The sequence below is a fragment of the Geofilum rhodophaeum genome, from assembly GCF_002210225.1.
In the GTDB taxonomy this organism is placed as follows: domain Bacteria; phylum Bacteroidota; class Bacteroidia; order Bacteroidales; family Marinilabiliaceae; genus Geofilum; species Geofilum rhodophaeum.
In genome coordinates this window covers 15687-33126 of record NZ_MWUJ01000026.1, presented here as the reverse complement: position 1 = coordinate 33126, position 17440 = coordinate 15687, and the positions used below count along the sequence as shown (strand labels likewise).

18 protein-coding genes and 1 tRNA gene are annotated in these 17440 nt (G+C 49.1%); 6 read left to right on the top strand and 13 right to left on the bottom strand.

Annotation, left to right across the window (positions count from 1 at the left end; translation table 11 throughout):
* Positions 1–1486 (bottom strand): YDG domain-containing protein (locus B4W65_RS15510; RefSeq protein ID WP_205741301.1); only part of this gene is annotated, 1486 nt, incomplete at its 3' end.
* Positions 1487–1784: 298 nt separating this feature from the next.
* Positions 1785–1859: transfer RNA gene (locus B4W65_RS15505), tRNA-Pro, on the bottom strand.
* A 348-nt stretch (positions 1860–2207) separates the two neighbouring features.
* Between B4W65_RS15505 and B4W65_RS15500 the strand changes: the two genes are divergently transcribed.
* The 6 genes from B4W65_RS15500 (at position 2208) to B4W65_RS15475 (ending at position 8615) form a co-directional block, all read left to right on the top strand.
* Entirely contained in the window at positions 2208–2804 is a 597-nt protein-coding gene (locus B4W65_RS15500; RefSeq protein WP_088656085.1) for an RNA polymerase sigma-70 factor, read from the top strand.
* 86 nt (positions 2805–2890) lie between these two features.
* Positions 2891–3073 carry a hypothetical protein gene (locus tag B4W65_RS15495; protein ID WP_088656084.1) on the top strand — a complete coding sequence of 61 codons (183 nt, stop codon included), beginning with the start codon at positions 2891–2893 and terminating at the stop codon, positions 3071–3073.
* A 20-nt stretch (positions 3074–3093) separates the two neighbouring features.
* Positions 3094–4047: a FecR family protein gene (locus B4W65_RS15490; protein WP_088656083.1), complete on the top strand. Its 954-nt coding sequence runs from the start codon at positions 3094–3096 to the stop codon at positions 4045–4047.
* A gap of 30 nt (positions 4048–4077) precedes the next feature.
* Positions 4078–6738 carry a TonB-dependent receptor gene (locus tag B4W65_RS15485; protein WP_088656082.1) on the top strand — a complete coding sequence of 887 codons (2661 nt, stop codon included), beginning with the start codon at positions 4078–4080 and terminating at the stop codon, positions 6736–6738.
* 172 nt (positions 6739–6910) lie between these two features.
* Complete coding sequence (locus tag B4W65_RS15480) at positions 6911–7627, top strand: peroxiredoxin (RefSeq protein WP_088656087.1); 717 nt, start codon at positions 6911–6913, stop codon at positions 7625–7627.
* Between the two features lie 136 nt (positions 7628–7763).
* Positions 7764–8615 (top strand): MBL fold metallo-hydrolase, encoded by an 852-nt coding sequence (locus B4W65_RS15475; protein WP_088656081.1) that lies wholly within the window; start codon positions 7764–7766, stop codon positions 8613–8615.
* A gap of 67 nt (positions 8616–8682) precedes the next feature.
* On the opposite strand, the gene B4W65_RS15470 is transcribed toward B4W65_RS15475, so the two are convergent.
* From B4W65_RS15470 to B4W65_RS15420, 11 genes are all read right to left on the bottom strand, one after another.
* The gene (locus B4W65_RS15470) at positions 8683–9231 is read right to left on the bottom strand and encodes a 2-oxoacid:acceptor oxidoreductase family protein (RefSeq protein ID WP_088656080.1); all 549 of its coding nucleotides are present in this window, start codon (positions 9229–9231) and stop codon (positions 8683–8685) included.
* 22 nt (positions 9232–9253) lie between these two features.
* Positions 9254–10021, bottom strand: coding sequence for a thiamine pyrophosphate-dependent enzyme (locus tag B4W65_RS15465; RefSeq protein ID WP_088656086.1), 768 nt, complete (start codon positions 10019–10021; stop codon positions 9254–9256).
* A 4-nt stretch (positions 10022–10025) separates the two neighbouring features.
* Complete coding sequence (locus B4W65_RS15460; RefSeq protein WP_240509589.1) at positions 10026–11117, bottom strand: 3-methyl-2-oxobutanoate dehydrogenase subunit VorB; 1092 nt, start codon at positions 11115–11117, stop codon at positions 10026–10028.
* A gap of 60 nt (positions 11118–11177) precedes the next feature.
* Positions 11178–11414 carry a 4Fe-4S dicluster domain-containing protein gene (locus tag B4W65_RS15455; protein ID WP_088656078.1) on the bottom strand — a complete coding sequence of 79 codons (237 nt, stop codon included), beginning with the start codon at positions 11412–11414 and terminating at the stop codon, positions 11178–11180.
* Positions 11415–11609: 195 nt separating this feature from the next.
* The gene (locus B4W65_RS15450) at positions 11610–12923 is read right to left on the bottom strand and encodes a pyridoxal phosphate-dependent aminotransferase (RefSeq protein ID WP_088656077.1); all 1314 of its coding nucleotides are present in this window, start codon (positions 12921–12923) and stop codon (positions 11610–11612) included.
* A gap of 6 nt (positions 12924–12929) precedes the next feature.
* A complete protein-coding gene (locus B4W65_RS15445; RefSeq protein WP_088656076.1) occupies positions 12930–14240 on the bottom strand; it encodes a phenylacetate--CoA ligase family protein in 1311 nt (436 codons plus the stop codon).
* 31 nt (positions 14241–14271) lie between these two features.
* On the bottom strand, positions 14272–14697 hold the full coding sequence (locus B4W65_RS15440; RefSeq protein WP_088656075.1) for an ACT domain-containing protein: 426 nt from the start codon (positions 14695–14697) through the stop codon (positions 14272–14274).
* A gap of 232 nt (positions 14698–14929) precedes the next feature.
* A complete protein-coding gene (locus tag B4W65_RS15435) occupies positions 14930–15631 on the bottom strand; it encodes a peroxiredoxin (RefSeq protein WP_088656074.1) in 702 nt (233 codons plus the stop codon).
* 21 nt (positions 15632–15652) lie between these two features.
* On the bottom strand, positions 15653–16096 hold the full coding sequence (locus B4W65_RS15430; RefSeq protein WP_158522869.1) for a Fur family transcriptional regulator: 444 nt from the start codon (positions 16094–16096) through the stop codon (positions 15653–15655).
* A 167-nt stretch (positions 16097–16263) separates the two neighbouring features.
* On the bottom strand, positions 16264–16590 hold the full coding sequence (locus tag B4W65_RS15425; protein WP_088656072.1) for a nucleotidyltransferase domain-containing protein: 327 nt from the start codon (positions 16588–16590) through the stop codon (positions 16264–16266).
* Positions 16563–16964 carry a nucleotidyltransferase substrate binding protein gene (locus B4W65_RS15420; RefSeq protein WP_088656071.1) on the bottom strand — a complete coding sequence of 134 codons (402 nt, stop codon included), beginning with the start codon at positions 16962–16964 and terminating at the stop codon, positions 16563–16565. Before B4W65_RS15420 ends, B4W65_RS15425 begins: the two co-directional genes overlap by 28 nt.
* Positions 16965–17440: the final 476 nt, after the last annotated feature.

The window sequence follows — 17440 nt, the reverse complement described above, 5'->3', positions numbered from 1 at the left end:
CGGCACTGCCGCTCAGGGCATAGCCGGAGACAGCTACAGCAATACCTTCCGCAACATCAGCTGCGGCAAAAGCAGCACTGGCTGAAGAAGCATCCAGAGCCACATCGTCACCAACGACCGCACCTTCCAGAGAGGCAGCGCCAACGATAATTGCCGACGTAGTTCCATCATACACCTTATTGTCTATGGCCAGTCCGCCAACAGTCAACGCCTTGGGTGTGATGTCGGCCGTAAAGCCGGCGGGCTGGGTCAGACTGTAATTAGCTGCGGCACTGCCGCTCAGGGCATAGCCGGAGACAGCTACAGCAATACCTTCCGCAACATCAGCTGCGGCAAAAGCAGCACTGGCTGAAGAAGCATCCAGAGCCACATCGTCACCAAGAACCGCACCTTCCAGAGTAGCAGCGCCACCAATAACAGCAGCCACCGTACCATCATACACCTTATTGTCGATGGCCAGTCCACCAACAGTCAAGGCTTTGGGAAGTATGGGAAAATCGACCTCCCTAACTCCGCCGTAATTGTTAATTCCATATACAGAAACAGAAGCGGTTCCAGCCTGGGTATTATTTGAATATTGCAAAGCATAATCAACACCCTCAGTCAGCACTATTCCACCATCCTTTACAACGGGATGCGGCTCCAGCGCATTCCCATTATAAGTCAGGGGATCAGAAAGGCTCTCGACACCAAATACTTTTTGGATGGTCAAAGTCCCGGCAGAACTCCATTCAGAATCCTTATAATTACTGTCCCCCAAACGACGCACTTCTAACTCTACGGAACCTGCAGTAAGCGGATAAATGGTTCGGGAATTACCACTCCCACTAAAGCTGACCGACCCGGTGCCACCGTTTTGACGAAATTCATAAGCACCAGTACCGGAACCACCATAAGCTGTCAAAGTGGTGCTTTGCTCAAGGGTAATGGTTTCCTCCAACAAGGTCCCGGAAACTAAGACCTGATTCTCTTTCACCTTTTGAACATGGAACTGATTAAACAATAAACCCGCCCCATCTGGAAAATCGATGGTCACATTCTTAAGTCCCTCAAATCCAGTCAAACTGAAAGTCGACCATCCGTGCGGAGGCACATCAATGATCTGCTCAACATTCGGAACTCCAGATCCCGGAGGCAAAGAGTGATCATCACTCCATCCTCTCACGGTAATAGTAACCACCACTGGTTCCGTATTATAAACATCAAATTGGTTCATATTAAAACGTGGTGTGGACAAAGTGGAAATTTTAAAATACGCCTGGTTAAACGGATCGGAATTCGAGACGCCTGGTTCATTCATCCCCGACACATCAAAAACTTCAAAATTACCGGTTCCTGTCGGGGTAATTCCAATAAAATAAAGTGTAATCCCCGGAACAGATGAACTTCCATGCTGTCCCGACCGTCCGTAACCATTGGTCGTTCCACCTATGGTCGTAAAATTAACATTGGTGTAAGACTGGGCGCGAAGTTCTGCGCCTGTCATTAAAAAAAGCAACAGCAGAGCTATCGCTGTCCATGTAAAACTCTTCCCTCTCATACGCTTTCTCTCCCTAATTATTTATTAGAATCAAAAGCCTTATTTACGACAACTTTGTCCGATTTGTTTCAATCTTGTTAAACTAGATTTCACAAAAATATTTGAACAACATGTACGCAAATTCCAGTTCAGACAAGGGGATAACATTTTAAGGACAAGTACCAACAAGACACATCCTTATAACATAACATTATAGAGAAGTAAAGCAAAAAGGATTAACACTAAAAGTGCTAACCCTTTTTTGTCGGGATGAGAAGATTCGAACTTCCGACCCCCCGCCCCCCAGACGGGTACTCTAACCGGACTGAGCTACATCCCGAGCTCTATTGTCTTTCTGATTAAGACGGGGCAAAGATAAAAACTTTTAGCTATCCCGCCAACGCCTTTCCCGATAAAAAAATCAAAAAAAATAGGGACTGTCAACCATTTCGGGGCTAATACTGTTTAAATCAACAACAAGTCACCACGCCATCTGCACCAAAATTCTACACCTGACCCAACCCGCCTCAACACTTCAAGTGCCCAAAGGCACATTTGGAGTGCAATATTCAACCAAAATAGCCCTTTCAGCGTCTCAACTGTATAAAAAGCACTATTTTTGTAAGGTAAGCGCAACCGTAAGGTATAGCAATACATCATACAATAATAAGAAACTCGACAAAACAGCATGTTGCATAAAACACCTCCCGCCGAAGAAGCCCTACTGCTGAATGGCCTCAAGAGAGGAGAAGAACGTTTTTATCGTATGCTGTTCGACCGTTACTATCAGCCGCTGGTCGTGTATGCCAACCGCATGTTGCTCGATATCGACCTGGCCCGTTCCGTGGTGCAGGACGTATTTGTGCTGATTTTCGACAAAAGAAAAGATCTCGACATCCACACCAGCTTCAACGCCCACCTTTATCAAAGCGTAAAAAATCGTTGCCTCAACGAAATTAAGCGCGAGAAGATGAAAGACGGACACCACGAAATCATCCTGAAAAGCAGCGATGGCTATACTGAGGCTGCAGACGAACTGGAACTCAACGACCTCCAACACATCATCGACCAGACCGTGGCCGGTCTGCCCGAACAATGCCGGCGCATCTTTGTAATGAGCAGGCATGAGGGACTCAGCAATCAGGACATCGCCGAACAGCTGCAACTTTCAAAACGCACCGTTGAAACACAAATAAGTAAGGCACTCAGGCGACTGCGTGAGGAATTGGCGCAACACCAGATTCTGCCTGCTTTACTGGCCTCTCTATTGGTCCTTTTCCAATAATTTTATACGGGCACGATACGTGCAGCACCATTTTCGATTGTCCTATTTAGGACGAACGGTTATTTTAACCATCTAAAGCAAGTATTATGGAATTCCTGTTACAACTGATTTCAGAAATGTTTGGCACGCTTCCCGAAGAGCAACAGCCCAGTACCGTGAACACACTGGCAGCCGACGAGCAAAAAGCTGCTCAGGAAAGCCTAACCGCAAATGCCGAAACCATGGCCGAGGAAGCACCCAACATCTTCTCGGTTGTTCAGTTTCGTTAGTAGTACCCAAATATTGCAGAATGAAACCCGTAGACCACAACAACGACGATCTGCTTATTCGTTACCTCAGCGGAACCTGTAACGCCCAGGAACGAGAGGAAGTTGAATTGAAATTAAAGACAGACGGCGCTTTCAAACAAAGCTACCAGGAGTACCGCTTCATTTGGGAACAGTCGGCCCTTTCGGCTTCGACCAAAGAGGCCGATTGGCAAACCCTGCGTCAACGAATGGGCTTTGTAAAAACCACCTACCAGAGTCCTGTACGCTTTTTAATGCGTATTGCTGCAGTAGCGCTCGTGTTTTTGACTGTTTCTTCGGGCTTATACCTGTATTGGAATATTCCCGGCTACGGCCGCTGGGTGGTATTTGAAACCGGCGCCACAGCAGACTCCCTGGTGCTGCCCGATGCCAGCATCGTGTTTCTGAACCGGAACTCCTCCTTAAAATTCAAATCCGCCTTTGGCCAAAACGAGCGCTATGTCGCCCTTAACGGGGAAGGTTATTTTGAAGTACGTCCCGATAACAACAAGCCCTTTAGTGTAGATGCCGGTCCCGTCACCGTAAAAGTCGTCGGAACCGCCTTCCACCTAAACAACAACAGCGAGGTAGTAGAATTAAACGTTACCGAAGGCAGCGTAAGTCTGTCGAACAAACGCGAATCGACCATCGTCAACCAAGGCGAATGGGCACTTGCCGGCCCCCGAGTTCTTGGAAAAGGGCAAGTCACCAACCAAAACTTTTTGTCCTGGAAAACAGGAGAACTCGACTTCGACAAAGCTTCGCTCAGTGAAATAGCCACTGCACTCACCCGCCACTTCCCGGAAATCAAATCCTTCCGCATAGAAGAAGGCAGCGAGATATTGGTTACCACCCGCTTCAAAAACGAAAGCCTGGAGATGATTACCAACGAACTGCAGGTACACTTTCAAAAAAACTTTACTTTGAACAATGATGTTTTAATTATCTCTAACTAATTTAGGGGGTTTATTGCTAAACACCCCCGCTTGAAAACAGAGATAAAACATATCATCAACATACTACTTGGGGTTGTTCTGTTATTCGGAGCAACCTCTTTTTCATTGCTGGCTCAGGAGGACCCCACGCCTACAGTCACCCTCCATCCCACCCAAGGCAGCACCCGTCAGCTCATCGAAGAACTGGAAAAGGCATCGGGGTGGACCATCAGCTACAGCAACCGCATGTGCCTAAAGGAGGTACACCGCCAGCAAAAAAGCACCCAAAGTCTGCTGCAACATCTCAATGAGCTGTTTGCCGACTGCCCCTTTGCACATACCGTGCGCGACCAGCGCATCGTTTTACGCCCCCTGAATCCCGACGAATACAGCTATCGGGTGAGTGGCTTTGTCGTTGACCGACAAAGCGGTGAAACCCTTCCGGCCGCCAATATTTACGACCCACAGACCGGAAAAGGAACCGTCAGCAACAACTTCGGCTACTTTTCACTCCACCTGCCTGTGGGTCATCATCGCCTCAGAGCTTCCTACGTCGGCTACAGCGGACAGACTATCGAACTGAATCTACAAGCCGACACGGTGATGAATTTTCGCCTGCAGGGCACCCTCCTCCTTAGCGAAATTCAAGTAGAAGCCCCTCGCCCACGCGATTTGCGCTATACCACCCCCATGGGCTCTACCCTCATTCCGGTACAGGAAATTCGTCAGACCCCAGCCCTTTTGGGGGAAACCGATTTGGTAAAAAACATTCAAATGCTGCCCGGCATTCAGGGTGGAAGCGAAGGGTTCAGCGGCCTTTATGTAAGGGGCGGGGGGCCCGACCAGAACCTCATTTTGCTCGACGACGTTCCTGTTTATAACATCGGACACCTCCTGGGCTTCTTTTCCATTTTCAATGCCGATGCAGTAAAGCACGCCGAAGTTTACAAAGGCGCCTTCCCGGCGCGCTATGGGGGACGCCTCTCCTCGGTCATCGACATCCGCATGTTCGAGGGCAACAACGACAAACTGCAAGGCACCCTCAACCTGGGTTTGTTGTCGTCGGGACTAAGTCTCGACGGCCCCGTAAAAAAAGACGTTTCCGGCTTTGCCCTTTCCTTCCGGCGCACCTACCTCGACCTGATAGCCGAACTGGCGCAACGGGGCAACGACGAAAGCACCAATTACTACTTCTTCGACCTCAACGGCAAATACAACCACCGCATCAACGAACGGCACCGCCTCTATCTGAACTTTTACTGGGGACGCGACAAGTACTTTACCAACTACAACTTTCAACGTCCCGATGATGCCGGAAACAATGGTGTGGGCCAGGGTACGCTCAGCGACCAAAACGACGCAGGATGGGGCAACCTGGTAACGGGACTGCGCTGGAACTACCTCATCAACCCAAAACTCTTTGCCAATGTCACAGGCACCTATTCCGATTACCGCTTCTTTATTGGTGTGCAACGCAACAACCGCATCGAAAACAACTGGGATTCCTTTGAACAACGCTATATGAGCGGCATACGCGACTATGGACTCAAGGTCGATTTCGATTATTACCCGCGCAACAACCACCTGATCAAATTTGGACTCGGGGCCATTCGGCACGACTTCAATCCAGGCATCGATGTGGTGCAGGAAGACAGCAGTTCAGAAGGTCAGGTAGAAACCACCATCGGAGAAATTAATCTTACAGGATGGGAAAACCACCTTTACCTGGAGGACGAATGGACTTTACGCGAAAAACTGCGCATCAATGCCGGATTGCGCACCGTCATTTTTTCGGGCGGCCAGGAAAACTACCACTCCATTGAGCCCCGACTGGGGCTCAATTACCGGCTCAGCACCACCAGTTCGCTGCGTGCCGGATACACACGCATGTCCCAATACATTCACCTGGTCAGTTCCTCCAACGTAGCCCTGCCTACCGACCTATGGCTGCCGGTGACCGACCGCATCCCACCGCAAAGTTCCGTTCAATACAATTTGGGCCTTAACCACTACCTGAGTAAGGACGGAATGTACAGCTTAAACCTCGACCTTTACTACAAAGAGCTTGACCATCTGCTGCACTACAAAGAAAGCACCGGATTTTTCGATTACAGCACCGACTGGGAAGACAAACTGACCAGTGGCTATGGCGAATCCTATGGTCTCGAACTGCTCCTGCGCAAAACCCGGGGCGCACTCACCGGTTGGGCCGGCTATACCCTGGCCAAAACCACCAATACCTACCCCCAACTGAACAAGGGACAAGCCTTTCCTGCAAGGTTCGACCGGCGACACGACTTCAATCTTTCGCTCAGCTACCGCTTTAGTGAACGGACCGACGGGGGACTCATGTGGCAGTACGGCAGCGGCACCCCGGTGACCCTACCGGTAGAAAAATACTACGCCCCCGACTATCCCCACCTGCAACCATCCGGTCAGGGCGGCTTCTCCGAAAATGCCACCGCCATCAACGGCCTGCGCATGCCGGCCTTTCACCGACTCGACATCGGCTTCAATTTTTACAAACAAAGAACAAGAACCCAGCGCATCTGGAGTGTGGGACTCATCAACGTTTACGGGCGTCAAAACCCCTTTGTACTGTATTTTGCCGACAACAGCAGCAGCGACGCCGGAGCCGCCACACGTCAGCTCAAACAACTCAGTCTCTTCCCCTTCCCCATCCCCTACTTCAAGTACACCCTAAAATTCTGATTAAAATCAGTACGACAAGTATTTAGGACAACCTACTCCTTTTATAGGAATTTGCAATGCCCCATAAATTCAAGTGATTAAAAAGATTTGTCTTAATCGATATAATTTTGAACATTTGCTCATAACAAAACACACACATTCAATTCATCGTTAACCTATAAATTAAATGATCATGGAAGAGACAAAACAAGAAGTGTACGCCATGCCACGCATTGGCGACCCGGCACCTGAGTTTACCGCAGAAACCACCCAGGGCATCATCAATTTCCCGGCCGACTACAAAGGCAAGTGGGTCATTCTGTTCAGTCACCCCGCCGACTTCACCCCCGTGTGTACCTCCGAGTTCATGACCTTTGCCACCATGCAAAAGGACTTTAAAGAACTCAACACCGAACTGGTAGGCCTGTCCGTCGACGGCCTTTACAGCCACATTGCCTGGTTGCGCACCATCAAAGAAAAAATCGAATACAAAGGCATGAAGGACGTAGAAGTCACCTTCCCCCTGATCGAAGACATCACCATGGAAGTATCGTCCAAATACGGCATGATACAGCCCGGCGAAAGCAACACCAAAGCCGTACGCGCCGTCTTCATCATCGATCCCGAAGCCAAAATCCGCACCATCATCTACTACCCCCTGTCCATGGGCCGTAACTTCGACGAACTTAAGCGCGCCGTTATTGCCCTGCAGACCGCAGACGCCTTCAACATTGCCACCCCGGCCGACTGGCGTCCGGGCGACGATGTAATTGTACCCACCGCCGGCAGCTGTGGAACCGCCCAAAACCGCATGGAAGGTAAAGAAGGTGAAATGAAGTGCTACGACTGGTTCTTCTGCACCAAACCCCTGGCTAAGGAAGAAGTATTCAAGAAGATTCAGAAGAAATAACAAAAGAACAATCTGCTGCCCCAGGGCATTTCGAAACCGAAAATTCCCGCAACAGAACAACTTTTGTTTGTCTACCTAAAACCCTCCGACCCCGGAGGGTTTTTTCGTACCTTTATCCAACTAAAACCAATTAAAAATGAAAATTACCCTGCTCATCGACAACGAAGCCCACCCCCAACAAGCCCAGCTGCACCACGAACACGGACTCAGCATGCACTTCCAGGCCGATGGCCTTCATTGGCTGCTCGACACCGGCAACAGTCCCCTCTTCATCGAAAACGCCCAAAAACTGGGCATTAAGCTGGAGGACATCGACTACGTTTTCCTATCCCACGGACACAAAGACCATACCGGGGGACTCGAAGCCTTTTTGCAGATAAACAGCAAGGCCACCGTACTGATATCCGAGCAGGTACGCCACAAAAAATACTACAGCTACCGGCACGAAAGTCCCCGCGACATCACCCTCCAGCACCAGGTACTCGAACAATACGCCCCGAGAGTACGCTACATCAAGCAAAGCCAATGGCTCAGCGACAACCTGGCCCTGGTCACCCACCTGCCCCAAAACCATCCCCAACCGCGGGCCAACAGCACCCTGTACGCCCAGGATGGAGACGGCAAACGCCTGCCAGACACCTTCGACCACGAAATGGCCCTGGCCGTAAAAGAAGGTGACGGACTCATCGTATTCTCCGGCTGCGCCCACAACGGACTCCTCAACACCATTGAAGCCTGCAGCGCCTATTGCAAGACCAACAAAATCAAAGCCTGCATAGGCGGAGCCCACCTCCCCAACAAAACCGAGAGCAGCGCCTGGGAGCTGAACGAAGAAATCCGCGACCTCGGCCGCGGATTACTAAAAACTTATCCTGAAATGCAACTCATCACCGGACATTGTACCGGCAAGCATGCACAAGGCCTGTTAAAAGAAGTCATGCAACAACAAGTACAAACCTTTTACAGCGGCTGCACGCTGGAGGTATAAACCTTAAAACAGGTTCATCCGTCGCAAAAAGCCTCACCAGTCGCTGGCTGGTTGGTGGCGGTCCGACTTAAGCCTCCACCTTGTAAATAATCTCCCCACCCCGTTCAATAGCTGCCTGATTCATCGGCAGCAAACGGTGGTGGCGCTCAGGCAACGACTTTTTGAGGCCCAGCATCACATTATCCAGACTCACCAAAGGCTTGATCTTTAAATAACCACCCAACACAATCATGTTGAAAGTCTTCGGACTCTGCATACGGGCTGCCTCCTCGGCCGCATCCACCCGATAAACTTGAATATCCTTGCGCTCAGGATGACGGGTAATCCCATTGCCATCGTAAATCAGCACACCACCAGGCTTAACAAAAGGCTCAAACTTATCCATCGACTGCTGGTTCAGAATAATGGCCGTATCGTACATTTTCAAAATGGGAGAACTTATGCGACTGTCGCTCAGAATAACCGTAACATTGGCCGTTCCACCGCGCATTTCCGGACCATAAGAAGGCATCCACGACACCTCCATATCCTGCATCACACCCGAGTAAGCCAAAATTTTACCCATCGAAAGCACCCCTTGTCCCCCAAAACCAGCTATAATAATTTCTTCATTCATAATAAACAGCGTTTGTCAATTACTACTTGTCCTTAATATCACCCAGCGGGTAAAAGGGAAACATATTCTCCACCATCCACTCATTAGCCTGCACCGGCGTCATCTTCCAACCCGAATTACAAGTCGATACCACCTCAATAAAAGAAGTCCCCTTGTTCTCCTTCTGATTGTTGAAACCCTTAATCAACGCCTTCTTGAGCTTGCGCACCGCCCCTGCAGTATGTGCCGCCTGGCGCGTCACATAACGCGTACCCGGGAGGGTAGCCACAATTTCGGTCATACGCAAAGGATTACCATCCCGCTCCGGATCACGACCAAAAGGACAAGTCGATGCCGCCATTCCTTCCAGCGTCGTCGGCGCCATCTGTCCCCCCGTCATCCCGTAAATACCGTTGTTGATGAACACCATCAAAATATTCTCACCCCGGTTACAGGCATGAATTGTCTCGGCCGTGCCAATGGCCGCCAAATCGCCATCGCCCTGGTAAGTAAACACATACTTATCCGGACGCAGGCGCTTAATGCCCGTACCCAAAGCCGGCGCACGACCGTGCGCCGCCTCCTGCCAATCAATATCAATGTAATTGTAAAGCAACACCGAACAACCCACCGGCGTCACCCCAATGGTCTCCTGCTGCAAGCCCAACTCCTCAATCACCTCAGCAATCAAACGATTCACCACCCCGTGCGTACAACCGGGACAGTAGTGCATCGGCTTCTCAGTCAGGAGACTGCTTTTCTGATAAACCAGATTTTCCGGCTTAATGATATCCTTAATTGAAACTTCCATAACCTTATCCTCCAATAATTTTGCGTTCCAGTGCTTCCACCACCTCTTCGGGCGAATGAACCACACCACCAACACGACCAAAATGCTCTACCTTAACCTTTCCGTCCACAGCCAGGCGAACATCCTCCACCATCTGCCCCTCACTCAGCTCCACCGAAAGAATGCCCTTCACATGCCCCAGCAAAGCCTGAATCTCCCGCGTGGGGTAAGGAAACAAAGTAATCGGGCGCAAAAGGCCCACCTTCAGCCCCTTAGCACGAGCCAACTCCATCGCCTTCTGACAAATACGGGCACTGGAACCATAGGCCACCAACAAATAATCGGCATCCTCACAATTGAATTGCTCGCAACGCACCTCTTCCTCCTGCATCTTCCGGTACTTATCCTGCAGCTTGTGGTTAAAACGCTCAAAAGCATTCGGATCCAGTTCCACCGAAGTAATGATGTTGCGCTCCCGCTCCGCCGGTTTACCCGTAGTAGCCCAGGGATGCAACTGATCAATCTCCTCGTTGGTCCAACGGTTTTTATAAGGTTTCAACTCCACCTTTTCCATCATCTGACCAATCATTCCATCGCTCAAAATCAAAGCCGGATTCCGGTATTTAAAAGCCAAATCAAAAGCCAACTCCACAAAATCGGCCATTTCCTGCACCGAAGCAGGCGCCAGGACAATCAACTTATAATCGCCATGACCGCCCCCCTTAACCGACTGAAAATAGTCGGACTGCGCAGGCTGAATGGTACCCAGGCCAGGTCCGCCCCGCACCACATTCACCACCACACAGGGCAGCTCCGCACCCGCCAGATAAGTCAGTCCCTCCTGCATCAAACTAACGCCGGGACTCGAAGAGGAAGTCATCACTTTTTTGCCACAACCGGCTCCTCCGTAAACCATATTGATCGAAGCAATTTCACTTTCGGCCTGCAAAACCACCATCCCGGTCGTTTCCCACGGTTTCAGCAGCATCAAAGTCTCCATAACCTCCGACTGCGGCGTAATGGGATAGCCAAAATAGCCGTCCACCCCGCAGCGAATAGCTGCCTCGGCAATGGCCTCATTGCCTTTCATCAATCGGATATCTTTTTTATTATCCATAATTTATCTTTATCCGGTCCACGCAGACCGACATTTAACCAAAAAACAACTGCCGGAAGCTTAAGCGGGCTCCGCCACCTTCATCCGGTACACAGTAATACAACTATCGGGACACACCATTGCACAATTGGAACAGCCCGTGCAAGCCTCCGGATTAACCATATAGGCATAATTGTATCCCTTGGCGTTTACCTCATCGGCAAGACCAATTACCTGGGTGGGACAAGCCTCCACGCAAAGAGAACACCCTTTGCAGCTTACCATATCCACCACAATTGCACCTTTCATTTTTGCCATACTAACATTTTTAAATAACGGTCAACGAATTTAATCATAATCTGAGATTAAGTCACACAAAAACAGCATCCTGTACCTGCATACCCATGCAAATAGAAGACAAGACAAAGGCCCAGCGACAAATCTTTCAGTCACTTAGCCTTTTATTTATAACCATTCTGTTTTACAGACCATTCAGGTCTCAGGAACCTCAGTTTAGGCGCGCGCTGCAGCAAACAAGCGCAAACGCTCCTCCAGCACCGCCATGCGTTCAGAGCGCGTGTGCGACACACAAATACGCAGCCCTTCGGTACGCGAGCTGCCGGTTGTATCTAAAGTAATGGCACTGATGCCAAAGCGCAACAACTCCGCCAGCAGTTGTTCGCCCGTCAGGCGCTTATGCGCCACCGTAAAATAAAAGCCATCTGCCAAAGAACGCCCCTCATCCTGGTCGTACACCAAGTGAAAACCATACTTTAAAAAGAGTTGCTTCATTTGTCGTGCCCGCTCGCCATAAGGCTGCAAAGCACCCGTAAAATCATAAACCCCGTCGTTTATCCCCTTCAACACCGCAGCAACACCCCTTTGGGCCGAGTGACTCGCACCCGCTGTAGTCGCATACAAAGCCTCCTGCAAAAGTGCAGGACCAAAACGTGTACTCAAAAAGTGCGACGACAAGCCCGGGAATTCCCGGTCGAACAAAGCATCCGAAATCAGCACCGCGCCCAAGCGCTCCCCCGCATAACTAAAAATCTTCGAAGCCGAAAACAGCAACACATAATTGTCGGTGTACCGCGCCACCGACGACACAAAGGGCGGCACTCCGGGCCGACCAAAGTCCTCCCGAAAATCCATCCCAAAATAAGCCAGATCTTCCAAAACCACCACATCGTACTTCGTGGCCAGTTCCCCAATAATCTCCAGTTCCTTGTCGGTCAAACAAATCCAGGCCGGATTATTCGGATTGCTGTATAAAAAAGTGCCGATATTACCCTGCTGCAGAAACTCCTCCAGCTTGGCACGCAGCTTATCCCCCCGGTAATCGTAAATATCAAAGTGGGCGTACTTCATCCCCAGCACCCCCAGCTGACGCTTCTGCACCGGAAAGCCCGGATCAATAAACAGCGTAGTGTCTTTGGCCGGGTCGCGCCGGTTCGCCACCATAAAAGCCAATAAGGAAGCATGCATGGCACCAACCGAAGGAATGCACCCCCGGGCGGGCAGCTCCAAATCCATAAACAAACGGGCAAAGCGCGACAACTCCTCCTTAAGCTCGGGAACCCCCTGGATGGGCGGATAAACACTGGCCACCCCTTCGTGCAAGGCCGCCACCTGCGCAGTCACACCAGGCTCGGCCGCCGGCAAGCCCGGCACCCCCATTTCGGTGCGAATGAAACCCTCGCCGCAATAGTCCTGCAAGCCATCGGTCAACTGCACAAGCTGCCGAATAGAAGCCTGGGCCAGGGTCGAAATCCCCAGCTGCTTACGCAACTTCAATACCACCTCCTCAGCAATCGGAAAAGCACCCATATTCCGCTAAAATAATTTACGCTTATCAATAACACGCTTGGCCTTACCCTCACTTCGCTCAATGGTCTTGGGTTCTACCAATTTTACATTAACCGACAAGCCCGTGGCGCTTTCTACCTGGTGCTGAATCTTCTTTCGTAAGTTTTGCAGCTCACCTATGGTATCGCTGTAAAAGCGGTCCTCCACCTCCACCTGCAACTCCAAAGTATCCAGATTATTCAAACGATCCACAATCAGCAAATAATGCGGCGTAGTCTCGTCCATTTCCAACAAAACACTCTCAATTTGAGAGGGAAACAGGTTTACCCCACGAATAATCAACATATCGTCGCTGCGCCCGGTACACTTGTTCATCCTGACCAAGGTACGACCGCAGGCACATTTCTCAAAATTCAGACGCGTCAAATCGCGCGTACGGTAGCGAATAATGGGCAAGCCCTCCTTTGTTATTGTCGAAAAAACCAACTCCCCCAACTCCCCCTCGGGCAACACCTCTAAAGTCTCCGGGTCAATAATCTCCGGAATAAAATGGTCTTCATTAATGTGCAAACCACATTGATGCGGACATTCAAAAGAAACACCCGGACCAATGATCTCACTCAAACCATAAATATCAATGGCCTTAATCTGCAGACGCTTCTCAATCTCCCGTCGCATATTCTCCGTCCACGGTTCTGCCCCAAAAACGCCAATGCGCAACTTCAAATCCTCACGCTTAATACCACTTTCTTCAATAGCCTCAGCCAGGTAAGCAGCATAAGAAGGCGTACAAGCCAGTACCGTACTGCCAAAATCCTCCATCAGCTGCAACTGTCGCTTGGTATTCCCCCCCGAAATAGGAATCACAGACGCACCAATCTTTTCGCCGCCATAGTGCACGCCCAAACCACCGGTAAACAAACCATAGCCATAGGCAATCTGAATAAAATCATTTTTGCCGGCACCCGCTGAAGTCAGCGTGCGCGCCATCACCTCCGACCAAACACCGATATCGGCTCTGGTATAGCCCACCACCGTAGGTTTTCCGGTGGTACCCGAAGAAGCATGTACCCGAATGATTTCACTCATAGGCACCGCAAACAAACCAAAAGGATAATTGTCGCGCAAATCCTGCTTCACCGTAAAAGGCAGTTTGCTCAAATCGTCTACCGACTTTATATGTTCGGGCCCCAAGCCCTGACTCTGCATCTTCTCCCGATAGTAAGGCACATTATAGTACACACGCTCCACAGCATCACGCAAACGCTCACTCTGTACCTGACGCATATCCTCCCGCGACATCGTTTCAAAATGCGGGTTCCAAATCTTATTGGTCATTTTATTCACTTCAGATTAAAGGCTAAGGATCTTAAAACTTATACAAATCACTGGAACTGATCAATTCCAATTTATGACGCTGAAACTCCATCACCGCCTTTTCCGGCTTATCACAACGCAAGGCAATGAAGGACTTTTCGCCCACCGAAAAGCCATACAGGTATTCAATACCAATTTCGGCAGCCGCAAGAATCTCTAAAGTCTTAGATAAGGCCCCGGGTGTATTGGGCGTAGCAAAGGAAATGATCTCGCTCACATTCACCGAAAACAGCTTTTCCTTCAAGATTTCTCGTGCCCTGTCTGGCTCCGAAACAATCATACGCAGGATGCCAAACTCCGAAGTATCGGCCACACTGCAGGCCGAAACATTAATGTTGGCACCACCCAAAACATCGAATACTTCGTGCAGTCTGCCCGCCTTATTCTCCAGAAAAACCGATAACTGTTTGATTATCATTAGCGTTCGTATTTTCAGATTGAAAAATCAAAATTAAGGATTATTCACAAGTCCCGCCCCACTTAAAACATGTTATAAAACACCTCCCTCAGCTTACCATTCAAAAGCAAAGCCCTCCAAAAACAAAAAAACCATAACAGCAAAGTCGGCAACACCTCCTTCCTGTCATGGTTTTTAAAACTTTTACCCGGCACCAGCCAACATGGCCAGCACCAAAGAAAAACCTGGTCCTTTAACTCAAAATTTCATCCAGCGTAATGTAATCACCTACGCGACCGGTCATCTTTTCCATTTCGGTCTGCACCGGCAGGGTTTTCTTACCCGGACGCCAGCCTGCGGGACATACTTCCCCTGTTTTACTGGCATGCTGCCAGGCCTGAATTTGACGCAAAAATTCATTCACGTTGCGACCTACCGAATCGGCCTGAACCTCCTGAGCCACACAAACCCCATCGGGATTAAACAAAAAACGACCTCTCAGTGCCACACCCTCTTCTTCAATCAAAACCCCAAAACTGCGGCTGACCGCCAAAGTAGTATCTGCACCCAAGGTCAGTTTAAGCCCCTTTAAAATAGGTTCTGTTTCAACAAAACGCTTGTGCGAAAACTTCGAATCCACCGATACCGGCAACAGCTCCACACCCAACTTCTGAAACTCATCGTAATGCGCATTCATAGCAGCAATTTCGGTGGGACAAACAAAAGTGAAGTCGGCCGGATAAAAGCAAACAACCGTCCACTTATCCTTGTAATCAGCCTTCGAAACCGTTGTAAAATGGCCTGTTTTAGCATCGTAGGCTTCCATTTCAAATTCAGGCATTTCCTGTCTTACCATTGTTGCACTCATAGATTTTTCCTCCTTTTTAATGTTTTCAGTCGGGGTATCCTGACCAACTTTCTTTTTCAGTGGTTTTACACCGTTAACACATGCCATAATCTTATAGTTTTATGGTTATCAATCGTGATCTTTATTCTTATGCACAATAAAATTGCCGTTAATACTCAGCTTTAATTCTTCAACAACAAAATTTTCAATGGGATGCTCGCGAAAGAACTCCTGCAGCAAGGCATCCAGCTTTTCATTGTTGTAATCTTCAATATAATCACACTGAATACAATACAAATGATGGTGATTCTCCAATACCCCATCGTAGCGCATCACATCCCGTTCCGTCTTCACTTTCTTAATCAGATTATTGGCCACTAAGGTGTCGAGCACCTTATACACCGTCCCCGAACCAATATTGGGATCCCGCTTTCTGATGTAATCCAAAACATTCTCGGCCGTAGGATGATTGTTCAAAGCAAAAACCGCCTCCAAAACACGCATGCGCTGGGGCGTCACCTTTAAGCCTTTCGAGGCAATTAAATCTCTTAACGTCAAACTGTCCTTCATCATAATTACACCTAAATAAGAATCATTCGCATTTAGAGGTAATTCAAAACTACTCAAAATATTCCACATTCCCAGGCAAAAAAATCTCCTACCAATCGGCAATTTGCCACCGACCGGTAAGAGATCTTAAAAGAAAAGCAGGAATCCTTCCCGCTCATGATAATCAAAGCTCAAATAATCCTCAACCCTACCCGGTCGATATGCTCCCGCAAGGCCACGTTACTGAGCTGATCGTAATGCACCACATCAAAGTGCCAGACCAAAGGCAATTCCTCATTCAGCAAACCGGAAAGACGTATACAAAGCCCTTGATTTATCCCCCTTCCCTTTAGGGCAATATCCACATCCGACCCAGGAGAATAAGTCCCCAAAGCCCTTGAGCCAAAAAGCACAGCCGCCTCCACCTCGGGTACTTTTTTAAGTGCCTCCACAATTAATCCGGTGGCGTGCTCACCCAATCCGGGAATAATCACCGTTTGATTTGTAACTCGCCCCATTCCTTCAAACCCATTAAAATCGGAAAATACAAAGTCCTTATATTTTCAGTCAGCTCAGCAGCCATAGCTTCATCATAAGTGTGTACCGAAAGGTTCCTACTGTCAAGTGCATGAATCCACAACTCACCCTGATGAATATAACCACTTTGAAAGGCCGTTTTTATGGCCTCCCGCGGGCTCTTAACTTCAAAACCTTCAGCTACTAAAAAGTCCTTGAGCACCTTCCAGGCCAATTCAAAACTGACTTCAAAAAATTGAATAATGCCAGCCTGTTCCGTCACAGAGGGCCCCTCAATGCCCAAAGCTGTTTCCAAGCGGGCAAAGGCATTCCTATAATTGTCAAAACGCTGTTGCCAGCGCACATCTGAATTCATAAAACTGCTTTTTATTCATCCACCCGAAAGTTAAAGCTTTTTTTCAAATGTACACGTCCCCACTCCGGAAGGGAAGTAGTGCAAGACAGCGACCTTCAGAAAACAGCTCGTCATAGCAAAGATGTATATCATCAAGCCTCAGATTATTTCCGAAAAAGAGCCTTTGTGAAGTGAACGTAAAAATCCGGGCTCCACTCTGGAAGGGAAGTAGTGCAAGATAGCGACCTTCAGAAAATTTCGTAATGAACAAGGATGCATAACGTAGCAAGCACGGCTGTCTGAGCCGCAGGCGAGTTCCGTGCTTGTAGTGGAGCATCCGTAAGTGAATAGAAATTTTATGTCAGGCGCAAGATTGCACTACGACCACCCGAGTTTCGATGCTTGTAGCGGAGTGAATGCAGTAAACAGGAAACAGGCAGCAGCGCAGAACAGCTGCATCAAACCAAAACTCTGGAAACAACATTTTGCAAGACAGC